Origin of the sequence: Sphingopyxis sp. HIX, assembly GCF_001468285.1 — a bacterium.
Classification (GTDB): domain Bacteria; phylum Pseudomonadota; class Alphaproteobacteria; order Sphingomonadales; family Sphingomonadaceae; genus Sphingopyxis.
This window is the reverse complement of the sequence record NZ_LNSB01000019.1, coordinates 75,874-88,448: the sequence shown is the minus strand read 5'-3', so window position 1 is coordinate 88,448 and position 12,575 is coordinate 75,874. Positions and strand designations below refer to the sequence as shown.

Genomic DNA, 12,575 nt, shown 5'->3' with positions numbered 1-12,575 from the left:
CACCCCAACCCCTCCCCTGAAGGGGAGGGGCTTTAGCTTGCGTCCCACCGCCCGCCGAGCGCGCGGAACAGGTCGACCTGCGCATCGGCGATGCGCGCGTCGGCGAGCGCCAGCGCACCCTCGGCTTCGGCGAAGGTGCGTTCGGCGTCGAGCGCGGCGAGGCCGTCGATCGCGCCCTCGCGCTGCTGGGCGCGGGTGATGCGCACCGCGACCTGTGCCTCGTCGCGCGCCGACTGCAGCGCGGTGCGGCGGTCGAGCATATGCGCGTAGCCCGAGAGCGCGGTCTCGGTCTCCTCGAGCGCGCGGAGCACGGTGCCGTCGAAGGTCGCGAGCGCGGCCTGGGTGTCGGCCTCGGCGCCTTCGATGCGCGCGCGCGTCGCTTCCTGGTTGAGGAAGTTCCAGCTGATCAGCGGGCCGAGCAACCAGCGCAGCGGACCGCCGCCGAAGAGGTCGCCGAGGCCCGAGCTGGTCTGGCCGACCGAGGCGCCGAGCGTGACCTTAGGATAGAGGTCCGCGGTCGCGACGCCGATGCGCGCGGTCGCCGATGCGAGGCGGCGCTCGGCAGCGGCGACGTCGGGGCGGCGGGCCAGAAGCGCTGCGCCGTCGCCGACCGGGATCGGCTGGTCGAGGCGCAAGGTCGTCGTGCGCGCCGCGGCGATCGGCGGCAGGTCCGCCGGGGTGCGCCCGGTGAGCGTCGCGAGACGGAAGAGCGCGGCGTCGCGCTCGGCGGCGATCGCGGGGATGTCGGCGGCGCGCTGGTTGCGCAGCGCGGCGACGCGCGCGGTGTCGAGGCGCGTGGTCAGCCCGACCTCGGCGCGGCGCGCGGTGAGCTTTACCGACTGGTCGAGCAAGGCGACGATCTTTTCGGCGACCGCGAGCCGCTCGGCCGAGGACGCCGCATCGGCGTAGGCGCGCGCGGTTTCGGCGACGATCGTCACGCGCACCGCGTCGGCGTCGGCCTCGGCGGCGGCGAGGTCGCCGCGCGCCGCCTCGACCCCGCGGCTGACGCGGCCGAAGAGGTCGACCTCATAGCCGACGGTCAGCCCGGCATCGACCTGCCACCCGGTGCGGTCGGCGCCCGCGGGCACCTGCCCTTCGCTGACGCGGCCGTAGTTGGCGCCGGCGCTGAGGTTGGTGCTGGGCAGCCGGTCGCCGCGGACTTCGCGCAAGGCGGCGCGGGCCTTGGCGATGCGCGCCACCGCGACGCGGACGTCGGTGTTGGCGGCGAGCGCGTCGGCCACCAGCCCGTCGAGCACGGGGTCGTTGTAGAGCCGCCACCAGTTGGCGTCGGCGGGCGCGGTGGTGGTGACCCCGGCCTTCGTCGAGAGGAAGGGGCCGGACGCCGTCGCGGGGGAGGAGGGAGCGGCGAAGTCCGGCCCGACCGCGCACGCGGCGAGCGTGAACGCGGACACGGTGGCGATGAGAAAATTGCGCATGGGCTTTCTCCTTATTCGGCGGGCTGCAGCACGGGATCGGCGGATCCGCTGCGACCGCGGCGGGCGGCGATGCGGTCGCCGAGCGTGCGGCAGACGACATAGAAGCTGGGCGTGTAGACGAGCCCGAAGAAGGTGACCCCGATCATCCCGTAGAAGACCGCGGTGCCGAGCGCTTGGCGCAGCTCGTATCCCGGGCCCGAGGCCCAGACGAGCGGCGCCACGCCGAGGATGAAGGCGAAGCTGGTCATCAGGATTGGGCGGAGACGCGCACGCGCCGCCTCCACCGCCGCCTCGACGATGCTCGCGCCGCGTTCCTCGGCCTGCTTGGCGAATTCGACGATCAGGATCGCATTCTTCGCCGCGAGCGCGATGAGCACGATGAGGCCGATCTGGGTCAGGATATTGTTGTCGAGACCCCGGACATTCACCCCCGCCATCGCGGCGAGCAAGGTCATCGGCACGATCAGGATGATCGCGAGCGGCAGCGTCAGGCTTTCGAACTGCGCCGCGAGCACGAGGAAGACGAACACCACCGACAGCGCGAAGATCAGCGCCGCGATATTGCCCGCCGCCTTCTGCTGGAAGGCGATGTCGGTCCATTCGGCCGAGAAGCCCGCGGGAAGCTCTTCGGCGACCTTTTCCATCACCGCGATCGCCTGGCCGGTCGAATAACCGGCTGCGGTCTCGCCATCGACCTCGACCGCGGGGAAGAGGTTGTAGCGGGTGACGCGATAGGGGCCGGTCCGGTCACTGAAGGTCGCGACCGCGCCGAGCGGCACCATCTCGCCCGTGTTCGAGCGCGTCTTAAGCTGCGCGATGTCCGCCGGATCGTCGCGCGCCGCGGCATCGGCCTGCGCGGTGACCCGGAAGGTGCGCCCGAGCAGGTTGAAGTCGTTGACATAGGCCGAGCCGAGATAGACCTGCAGCGCCTCGAACACCCGCGCCGGCGGCACCCCGAGCATGTCGGACTTGGCGCGGTCGATGTCAGCGTACACGCGCGGCGTCGCGGTGTTGTAGAGGGTGAAGACGTTGGCGAGCTCGCGCTGCTGGTGTGCGGCGCCGATCAGCTGGCCGCCCGCCTGTTCGAGCGCCTGATAGCCGGCGTCGCTGCGATCCTGCACGATCATGCGGTAACCGCCGCCGTTGCCGATGCCCTGGATGACGGGCGGCGGGATGACGAAGACGAAGGCGTCGTTCACGTCGGCGAGCGCCGCGCGCATGTCGTTTTCGATATTGGCCTCGGTGCGGTCGGTACCGGCACGCTCCGAGAAAGGCTTGAAGGTGACATAGGCGGCGCCGGCGTTCGACGCCTGGGTGCCCGAGGCGCCGTCGAAGCCGGCGAACATCACCGCCGCCTCGGTGCCGGGCACCTCGAGCAGTTTCTTCACCACCTTCTTGAGCACGGCGTCGGTCTGCTGGATCGAGCTGCCCGGGGGGAGCTGGATCGCGGCGAGCGCATAGCCCTGGTCCTGTGCGGGAACGAAACCCGCGGGGGTGGCCCAGAAGATCGCGGCGGTCGCGGCGATCAAGGCGCCATAGGTGGCGAGGGCCTTGCGCGGCGCGGCGACGATGCGGCGCACGGTCACGGCGTACCAGCCGCTCATCCGGTCGAAGCTGCGGTTGAACTTGTCGCCTGCCTGCCAGGCGTAGCGGCGCCAGCCCGAGGCGGGAGCCTCCGTGGCGCGCGGGCGCAGCAGCATCGCGGCGAGCGCGGGCGACAGGGTGAGCGAGAGGATGAGCGAGATCACGGTGGCGGTGGCGATCGTCACCGCGAACTGGCGATAGAATTCGCCGGTGATCCCGGTGAGGAAGGTCGTCGGCACGAACACCGCGCAGAGCACGAGCACGATCGCGACGAGCGCGCCCGACACCTCGTCCATCGAGGTGTGCGCGGCTTCGCCTGGGGACAGGCCATGCTCCATGTTGCGTTCGACATTCTCGACGACGACGATCGCGTCGTCGACGACGATGCCGATCGCGAGCACCAGCCCGAACATCGACAGCGTGTTGAGCGAATAACCGAGCGCGGCGAGCACCGCGAAGGTGCCGATCAGCGACACGGGAATGGCGATGATCGGGATGATCGCGGCGCGCCAGCTCTGCAGGAAGACGAGGATGACGATGACGACGAGGATCATCGCCTCGAGCAACGTCTTTTGCACCGCGGTCATCGATTCGCTGATGAACTCGGTCGGATTCCAGATGATCTTGTACTCGAGCCCTTTGGGGAAGCTCTTCGACGCTTCGGCGAGCTGCGCCTTCACGCCCTCGGCGGCGGCGAGCGCGTTGGTGCCGGGGCGCTGGGTGATGCCCATGATGATCGAATCCTGGCCCGAGAGATAGGCGTTCACGCCATAATCCTCGGCGCCCAGCTCGACGCGCGCGACATCGCTGAGCCGCGTGATCGCGCCGTCGGGCGCGGTGCGCACGATGATGTTCGCGAACTCGCCCGCGGTCTTGAAGCGGCCCTGCGTCTCGACGCTGAGCTGGTGCGCGGCGCCGGTGTCGAAGGGCGGCTGGCCGACGGTACCGGCGGCGACCTGGACATTCTGTTCGCGCAGCGCCGACACGATGTCGCCCGCGGTGAGGCCCAGCGCCGCGGCGCGGCCGGGGTCGATCCACACGCGCATCGCATAGTCGCGCGCGCCGAACACCTGGACGTCACCGATACCGTCGACGCGGGTCAGCCTGTCCTTGAGCTGGGTCAGCGCGTAATTGGAGACATAGCTGCGATCGAGCGAGCCGTCGGGCGACAGCACGTTGACCGCCATCAGCCACGAAGGCGAGGTCTTGCGCACAACGACGCCCTGCCGCCGCACTTCCTCGGGCAGGCTGGGCTCGGCGAGCGCGACGCGGTTCTGGACCAGCACCTGCGCCGTATCGAGGTCGGTGCCGAGCTTGAAGGTGACGGTGATCGTCAGCCGCCCGTCGCCGGTCGACTGCGACGACTGGTAGAGCATGTTGTCGACGCCGTTGATCTGCTGCTCGATCGGCGCGGCGACGGTGTCGGCGACGGTCTCGGCCGAGGCGCCGGGATAATTGGCGCTGACCGTCACCGTCGGCGGGACCACCGCGGGGAATTGCGACACCGGCAGCCCGAAATAGGCGAAGGCGCCGACGATCGTGATGATGATCGCGATCACGCCCGCGAAGATCGGGCGGCGGATGAAGAAATGGCTGAGACGCATGGCGGGCCTCCTCGGCCCGCGAGGGCCGGCAAGATGGTGTGATCGGGGTCGGGCGCGGCCGCGCCGGAGAGGACTCCGGCGCGGGTCGCGGACTTAGGGCGTGAGCGTCGCCTGCGACGCGGCGGGCGGCTGGTTCGCTCCCACCGGCGCGGCGGGCGCGGCCTTGGGCTGGATCGTGGTCGGCTTGGCGGTCACCTTGGCGCCCGGCTGGGCGAACTGGATGCCCTGCACCACCACCCGGTCGCCGGCCTTGAGCCCCGAGCGAATGACGCGGAGGCCGGCGACCAGCGGGCCGGTTTCGACCGGGCGCGCGGCGACGGTGCCGTCCTTGCCGACGACGAAGAGCTGCTTGCGCGCCTGGTCGGTGCGCACCGCGGCGTCGGGGACGAGCAAGGCCGAGACCGTCCCGCCCTGCGCGAGGCGCATATTGCCGAACATGCCGGGGGTCAGGAAATAGTCGGGATTGTCGATCACCGCGCGGACGCGCAGCGTGCCCGAATTGGCGTTGATCGCATTGTCGGAGAAATCGACGCGGCCCTTCCAGCGATAGTCGCTTTCATCCTGCAGCCGGATTTCGACCTGCTGCGCCGCGGCGCCGCCGGCCTGGCGCTCGCGCTGGGCCTTGAGGAAGAGCGCCTCCGAGCTGTCGAAGTTGAAATAGATCGGGTCGAGCGCGTTGATCGTGGTGAGCAGGCTGCCGCCCGCCCCCTCGCCCGCGGCCACGAGGTTGCCCGAGTCGACGCGGCGGTCGGAGATGCGGCCGCCGATCGGCGCGCGGACCTGGGTGAATTCGACGTCGAGCGAGCGCGAACGGACGCGCGCGTCGGCCGCGGCGAGCGCTGCCGAAGCCGCGCGGACGCGGGCATTGAGCTGATCGAGATCGCTCTGCGACACCGCCTCGTCGGCGATCAGCCGGTTGGCGCGCGCGAGGTTGACGCGCGCGAGCTCGAGGTCGCTGCGCGCACTAGCGGCGTCGGCGCGCGCCTCGGCGAGCGCGGCGTTGAACGGGCGCGCGTCGATCGTGAAGAGCAACTGGCCCTTGCGGACGATCTGGCCGTCGGTGAAATGCACGCCGACGAGCTGACCCGAGACGCGCGGGCGCACCTCGACCGCGCGGCTCGCCTCGAAGCGGCCGACATAATCGTCCCATTCGGTGATCTCGCGCACCAGCGGCGCCGCGACGGTGACGACCGGGAGCGGCGGCGCGGCGACCGCGGCGTTATCGCGGCTGGCGAGCGCATAGCCGCCGGCGACGACGAGCGCGATCGGCAGGCCGATCAGCGCCCGGCGACGCCAGCGGGTCGGGGTCTTGGCGGGAGCGGAGGCGGCATCGGGGGCGAGTTCGACCTCCCGCGCTTTCGCGCGGTCGAAGGGGGAGAGCATGTTCATGGGTCTTACTTTCGGAAGAGGCGGCTGCTGAGCACTTCGGCGACGCGGCGGCCGAGCAGGTCATAATGGTCGGTGGTGAAGCCCGCGGCGAGGAAGTCGCCGATCTGGCCCGAGGTCACGGCATAGCCATGGTGCCAGGTCAGCACCGCCATGCGGCGCAGCGCCTCGAGCTTCGGGTCGGCCAAACGGCGGTTGTAGCTTTCGCCGAAGACCGTCCCGAGCAGCTTGCCCAGCCGGCCGGGTTCGCGGAGCGATGATGGCCGGTCGTGACGCGCAAGCATCACGACCGACCATTCGAGCGCCGAAAAGCCAGCGGGTTTGGCTTTCGGCGCCGCGGGGGCCGCCACGGGGGCAAGGGCGGCGACCCGGGAGGGAGCAAGGGCGAAGTCGAGCGCTTCGTTGACGGCAAGATAGGCCATGGCGGATCCTCCTTGGATGGGGGTGCCGGGCACAAGGGGGCTTACGCCCCGGGACGCTTGCGCCCGGCGAGGGGAGATTCAGGGTGAGCGAAAGGGTCCGGCGCCAAGGCGGTGCCGATCGATCTCGCGAGAATTTGCAGTTGTTTGCCCGGGTGTGTCCTAGGCGGTTCTACATGTCCGTTTGCGCATCGGCGTTCCCTTCGCGTCCTCGCAGCCGGTCGAACCGTCCAGCCACCTTCTGTACTATGCGGTATATATAATCTGGATCAGCCTGGGTCAAGAGTTATATACCGCACGGTACGAAATATTTTTAATCCGGCGTTCAGCTCAGCTTTCAGGGGCTCGGCCACAAGGTCATGCTGGTGTCGACCAACCGCTCGAGCTCGGCATGCGTCGCGCCGGCGCCCGCCTGGACCGTGATGCCCTGGAGCAAGGCGTAGAGCACGCTGGTCAGCCCCTCGGCATCGACATGCGCGGGGATGTCGCCCTCGGCCTTGGCACGCTCGAAGCGCTCGACGAGCAGGCGCTGCGACGAGGCGCGGCGGCGCACGACGTCGGCCTTGATCGACTCGGCCTCGGGGCTGCACGCGAGCGACGAGATCAGCCCCATGCACCCCTTGGGATCGTCGGTGCCGCCATGGACGTCGATCGCGCCGCGCAGATAATATTCGGCGACCTTGCGCGCGGTCGGCTGTTCGAGCGCGGCGCGGCCATATTCGAGCTTTTCCTGCTCGTAGAGGTCCAAGGCCTTATGAAACAAGGCTTCCTTGTTGCCGAAGGCGGCGTAGAGGCTGGGCTTGGTGATGCCCATCGCCTCGGTCAGGTCGGTCATCGACGCGCCGTCATAGCCCTTCGCCCAGAAGACGTGGAGCGCCTCGGCGAGCGCCTGATCGACGCAAAATTCGCGTGGGCGCCCCTTGGGGGCCGAGGCGGGCGTGGCGATGACATCCTGTTCCATAACGGTCGGTATATAATAGGCCGCCCGCAAAAGTCCAGAGGTGGGTAGCGGCCATTTGCTCTCCTCCCGCCTGCGGGAGGGGAGATGGTTCGTAGAGGCTAAAGCCCCTCGCCCCCCGTCCAGTGCGCGTTGACCAGCCGCCGCGCGAGCGCGCTGACCTGGGTGCGGATGTCGGGGACCGCGACGACCTCCCACAGGTCGCCGCGCGTCATGGGGCCGATCGCGAGGATATGCTCGGCCGGGCGCCCGTCGCGGTTTATGACATGGCCGTCGCGGTCGATGTCGAGCCCGAGGCGCAGCGCGTCGGGGCGGATCAGCCCCTGCTTCAGCAGCCGGCGCACCAGCGGATCGGTCGCGCGGAGCAGGTCGCCCTGCGGCCCGGTGCAGTTGACGATGCGCGCGACGTCGAGCCGCTGCGAGCGTGCCTCGCCGCGCGGGCGCCAGTGCACCGCGACGCTGTCGGGCTCGCTGACGACATCGTCGATCTTGCCGGCGCGGAAGACGAGCCGGCGGTCGCGGATCAGGCCGTCGATGCGGTCGGCGACCTCGGGCGCGAGACGGTGGCGGTGGACGTCCCAGAAGGGGCGCAGGTGGCGCAGGAAGCGTGCGCGCTTGTCGGCATCGGCCGAGGCCCACATCATCTGGGTGATCGGGCGGATTGAATCGACCGCGAGCCGCCAGTCCACCGCCTTCGCTTCTTCGCGCGCCCAGCGCACCAGTTCCGAGAGTTCGGGCGCGGGCTTGGCGAGCACCGGGCGCACCGGCGCGAGCCCGTCGACATGGCGGTGCGGACGAAGGCCGCGGCGCGACATCGCGACGATCTTGCCGTCGAAGCCGTTCGAGGCGAGCCGCAGGATGACGTCGATCGCGGTGAGTCCGGTGCCGACGACGAGCACGGTCTGGTGCCTGCGCAACCCTTCGGCGAGCGGGCTCGCCCACGGATCGCCGACATAGCGCCAGGGGGTGAGCCCCGCACCGGCGATCGCGGGATGGTCGTGCGGCGGCAAATTGCCGATCGCGAGCACCGCCTTGTCGGCCTCGACCAGCCCGCCGTTGACGAGCCCGAGCGTGACCTTGCCGTGACGCTCCTCGATATCGAGCACTTCGTCGTCGATCAGCTGGAGGCGGCGGCCATATTTTTCCATCGCCTGCGCGAGCGTCTCGCGCAGATAATGACCATAGGTCGCGCGGCTCCCGAACGCCTTGTCGCAGCCCAATCCGCGCGCCGCGAGCCAGTCGCAGAAATGGCCGGGACGATCGGGAAAGGCGCTCATATTGCCTGCGCGGACGTTGAGCAGGTGCCCGGCGTCGTGGCTGCTGTAGGCGACCCCGGCGCCCATGCGCCGCCGGTCGCGCTCGATCAGCAGCACCTCGACATCCTCCTGTTCGAGCAGGTTGATCGCGAGCAGGGTGCCCGAAAAGCCCGCGCCGATGATGGCGACGCGGGTGGCGGTGCGAAAGCGCGGGCGCGGACCCTGCAGCATGGTGCCGTCGAACTTCACCGCGTCACCACATCGCCCGACACGGTCACCCGTTCGAGCGCGCGATATTCGGGCCAATAGTCGCCGACCGCATAATGCTGGGTCGAGCGATTGTCCCAGATGCCGATCGCATTGGGCGTCCAGCGGAAGCGCACCTGATATTCGGGCACCTTGATGCGGTCGAAGAGCAGGCGGAGCAGGCTGTCGCTCTCCTCCTCGGGGATATCGACGATGCGGCTGGTGAAGGTGTAGTTGACGTAGAGGATCTTTTCGCCCGTCTCGGGGTGCGTGCGCACCATCGGGTGGCGCACCGGCGGAAAGTCGCGCGCGAGTTGGGCGCGCTTTTCCTCCGACACGCGGCCGCCGAAGCTGCGCACGATGTCATGCTCGGCCTCGAGCCCCTCGATGCGATCCTTCACCGGCTGCGGCAGCCCCGCATAGGCCGCGGCGGCGTCGGCCCACATCGTGTCGCCGCCGAGCGGCGGCAGCACCCGCGCGCGCAGGATCGAGGCGATCGACGGCTTCTGGCGGAAGGTCACGTCGGTGTGCCATTTGTTATACGCCTGGAAAGCGCCAAGCGTTTCGGCGGTGAGCTGCACCCCCTCGACGCCTTCGATGCGCAGGATTTCGGGATAGCCCTCGACATGCGGGATCACCGGATGGCCTTCGAGTTCGCCGAACAATTCGCCCAAGCGGACATGGCTCTCGTGGCTGATGTCCTGGTCGCGGAAGAAGAGGACCTTGAAGCGCAGCCAGGCGGCGCGGAGCAGTTCCGCCTCGGCGTCGGTCAGCGGCCGGTCGAGGTCGAGCCCCGCGATCTCGGCACCGAGCGTCGGGGTCGAGGGCGAAATGACGATGCCCAGCGTGCGGGCCTGTTCGAAGATATCGGGGGTCTGCGGCTGCGTGGCCATGGTGCGATCCTCTCTTGCCGAAATGACGGATGGATCGGTCGACTCGTCACGTCCCGACGTCCGCCAGACGTAACTCAACTAGATTAATTGACAAGAGTTCCGCGATAACTCGCGCGAAAGGCACGACCGGCCGCAAAAGGCAGCGCCGGGAAAGGATCGCAATGTCAGAAAATGGATGCCCCGTGAGGATTCGAACCTCAATAGACGGAATCAGAATCCGTAGTCTTACCATTAGACGACGGGGCAGCGAGGCGGGCGCATTATGATTCCCGGCGCGCGCTGTCAAGGCCGCTGCGGCGCGGCGACGGCTTCCCCTTGCCCTGCCGGTTTTCGCCGCTAGCATCGCGCGCATAACAGACAGGGGGCCGCGCCCCGCGCGGACATCCCCAAGGAGTGGGCTGAATGCGTCATGTCGCGATCGTCGGGTCGGGTCCCGCGGGCTATTACACCGCCGAAACATTGCAAAAGGCCGAGGATATCGCCGTCGACGTCATCGACCGCCTGCCCGTCCCCTATGGCCTGATCCGCACCGGGGTCGCGCCCGACCACCAGTCGATCAAGGCGGTGTCGCGCCGCTACGAGGGCGTCGCGCTGACCGACAATGTCCGCTTCGTCGGCCATGTCTCGGTCGGCACCGACGTGACGATCGACGAGCTGGTCGAGCTGTACGACGCAGTGGTGCTCGCGACGGGGGCGCCGAACGACCGGCCGCTCGCGATTCCCGGCGCCGACCGCGCGGGGGTGATCGGCAGCGCGGCCTTCGTCGGCTGGTACAATGGCCATCCCGATTTCGCGCGGCTCGACCCGCCGCTCGACAGCGCGGGCGTGGTGGTGATCGGCAACGGCAATGTCGCATTGGACGTCGCACGCATCCTGGCCAAGACGCCGGCCGAATTCGCCGGCAGCGACATCGTCGCGCATGCACGGGACGCGCTGGCGGCGAGCGCGGTGCGCGAGATCCACATCCTCGGCCGCCGCGGCCCGCACCAGATCGCGATGACGCCCAAGGAGCTGGGCGAGCTCGGCCATCTCGAACGCGCCTCCCCGCGCGTCGACCCCGCCGACCTGCCCGACGAGGGCGACGACGCGATGCTCGAGCCGGGCATGCGCAAGTCGGTGACGCATTTGCGCAGCTTCGCGGCCAATCCGGTCGCGAAGCCGGTGACGATCGATTTCGACTTCTTCGCGATGCCCGTCGCGATCGAGGGCGACGGGCGGGTGCAGCGCGTGATCGTCGAGCGCACCACGCTCGACAGCGAGCTCCGCAGCCACGGCACGGGCGAGACCTATGCGATCGACGCTGGGCTGGTGATCAGCTGCATCGGCTATCAGACCCCGCCGATCCCCGGCGTCCCCTACGAGCATGGCCGCGGCCGGTTTGCGAGCGACGAGGGGCGTATCCTGCCCGGGCTCTACGCGGTCGGCTGGGCGCGGCGCGGGCCGTCGGGGACGATCGGCACCAACAAGCCCGACGGCGCGCGCATCGCCGAGATGCTGCTCGCGGATATCGGGCGCGGCGCAGGCAAGGCGGGGCGCGCGGGGCTCGATAGCTTGCTCGCGAGCCGGAACATCGTGCCCGTGACCTTCCGCGACTGGCGCAAGATCGAGGCCGCCGAGGTCGCCGCCGCGCTCGACGGCAATCCGCGCGAGAAATTCACCAGCATCGAGGCGATGCTCGCGGCGATCGGGCGCTAGGTCCGGAGAAGGACGACATGACCACCAACAGCGGCGGGCCGCATTATTCGCCTTTCACGCTGGGCGGCGGGCTGATCTTCGTGTCGGGGCAGCTGCCGCTGCGCCCCGGCCGCGATACGTCGCTCGCAACGGCGCCCTTCAGGGAACAGGCCGAACAGACGCTCGAAAATCTGAAAGCCGTGCTCGATCAGGCGGGCGCCGGGCTGGACCAGGTGGTCAAGACGACCGTCTATCTCAGCGACATGGCCGACTGGAACGAGTTCGATGCGGTCTATGGCGCCTTCTTCGGCGCAGCGCGGCCGGCGCGCAGCGTGGTGCCCACCGGCCCACTCCATTTCGGCTTCCGGATCGAGATCGAGGCGATCGCGCGGGCGGCGGCCGAAGCCTGAACGGTCACGCCGCGCCGCCCAGCCCGTCGATCTTGCGCTCGATCCGGTCGAGCCGCGCGGCGAGATCGCCCTCCCCGCGCGCGGCGCCGGGCAGATCGAGCACCGGCATCACGTAGATCGCGACGCGGCGGCGAATTTCTGCGGCATCGTCATAATCCTCGCCGCCGAGCACGAGCATCTGGTGGAGCAGCCATTCGGTCAGCCGGTCGAGGTCGTCGGGCGGCGTCCACGCGCCCGACGCCATCGCGCCGTCCAGCATCTGGCCGACGACGGCGCCGGTGATCGACTTGTGCGCGGCGAGGAAGATCGAGAAATCGTCGTGGAGCAGCCCGTCCTTGGCGACCTTGTGGATCCACGGCGTGTTGCAGATGCTCTCGATCCCGCCCGCGATGACCTGTTCGAGCCGGTCCTCGATCGGCCCCAGCCCGACCGCGATCTGGGCGCAACGCTCGAGATAGGGCCCTGCCATATGCTGGAGCAGCGCGAGCATCAGCCCGTCGCGATTGCCGAACCAGCGATAGAGCGTCGCGCGCGACACCCCCGATTCGCGCACCACATGGTCGATCGTCGTGTCGTGGAAGCCGACGCGCGTGACGACCTCGATCGTTGCGTCGAGCACCGCCGCCTTCGCCGCATCATGCCCCGCGGGCCGCGCAATTGAGCCGATTGTCGCGATCTTCGCCTCCCTCATGAGACGGTGCGGCTAACA

Annotated in this window: 10 protein-coding genes and 1 tRNA gene; 2 read left to right on the top strand and 9 right to left on the bottom strand. The window is 69.3% G+C overall.

The features are described 5' to 3' along the window. Positions 1-32: 32 nt before the first annotated feature. The 8 genes from ATE62_RS11015 to ATE62_RS10980 form a co-directional block, all read right to left on the bottom strand. Positions 33-1,436 carry an efflux transporter outer membrane subunit gene (locus ATE62_RS11015; protein ID WP_058809889.1) on the bottom strand — a complete coding sequence of 468 codons (1,404 nt, stop codon included), beginning with the start codon at positions 1,434-1,436 and terminating at the stop codon, positions 33-35. A gap of 11 nt (positions 1,437-1,447) precedes the next feature. Further along, the gene (locus ATE62_RS11010) at positions 1,448-4,624 is read right to left on the bottom strand and encodes an efflux RND transporter permease subunit (RefSeq protein WP_058809888.1); all 3,177 of its coding nucleotides are present in this window, start codon (positions 4,622-4,624) and stop codon (positions 1,448-1,450) included. A 93-nt stretch (positions 4,625-4,717) separates the two neighbouring features. Then, positions 4,718-6,013, bottom strand: a complete 1,296-nt coding sequence (locus ATE62_RS11005; RefSeq protein ID WP_082662744.1) for an efflux RND transporter periplasmic adaptor subunit — start codon at positions 6,011-6,013, stop codon at positions 4,718-4,720. Positions 6,014-6,018: 5 nt separating this feature from the next. Further along, positions 6,019-6,432: a hypothetical protein gene (locus ATE62_RS11000; protein ID WP_058809887.1), complete on the bottom strand. Its 414-nt coding sequence runs from the start codon at positions 6,430-6,432 to the stop codon at positions 6,019-6,021. Positions 6,433-6,766: 334 nt separating this feature from the next. Then, on the bottom strand, positions 6,767-7,390 hold the full coding sequence (locus ATE62_RS10995; protein WP_058809886.1) for a TetR/AcrR family transcriptional regulator: 624 nt from the start codon (positions 7,388-7,390) through the stop codon (positions 6,767-6,769). 98 nt (positions 7,391-7,488) lie between these two features. Further along, positions 7,489-8,892, bottom strand: a complete 1,404-nt coding sequence (locus ATE62_RS10990) for an FAD/NAD(P)-binding protein (protein WP_231736243.1) — start codon at positions 8,890-8,892, stop codon at positions 7,489-7,491. Next, on the bottom strand, positions 8,889-9,782 hold the full coding sequence (locus tag ATE62_RS10985) for a TauD/TfdA dioxygenase family protein (protein WP_058809885.1): 894 nt from the start codon (positions 9,780-9,782) through the stop codon (positions 8,889-8,891). Before ATE62_RS10985 ends, ATE62_RS10990 begins: the two co-directional genes overlap by 4 nt. A 172-nt stretch (positions 9,783-9,954) precedes the next feature. Then, positions 9,955-10,028, bottom strand: a tRNA-Gln gene (locus tag ATE62_RS10980). 156 nt (positions 10,029-10,184) lie between these two features. On the opposite strand from ATE62_RS10980, the gene ATE62_RS10975 reads away from it, so the two are divergent. After that, positions 10,185-11,477: an FAD-dependent oxidoreductase gene (locus ATE62_RS10975; protein WP_058809884.1), complete on the top strand. Its 1,293-nt coding sequence runs from the start codon at positions 10,185-10,187 to the stop codon at positions 11,475-11,477. A gap of 17 nt (positions 11,478-11,494) precedes the next feature. Then, positions 11,495-11,866 (top strand): RidA family protein, encoded by a 372-nt coding sequence (locus ATE62_RS10970; RefSeq protein ID WP_058809883.1) that lies wholly within the window; start codon positions 11,495-11,497, stop codon positions 11,864-11,866. Positions 11,867-11,870: 4 nt separating this feature from the next. On the opposite strand, the gene ATE62_RS10965 is transcribed toward ATE62_RS10970, so the two are convergent. After that, the gene (locus ATE62_RS10965) at positions 11,871-12,557 is read right to left on the bottom strand and encodes a TetR/AcrR family transcriptional regulator (RefSeq protein ID WP_058809882.1); all 687 of its coding nucleotides are present in this window, start codon (positions 12,555-12,557) and stop codon (positions 11,871-11,873) included. Positions 12,558-12,575: the final 18 nt, after the last annotated feature.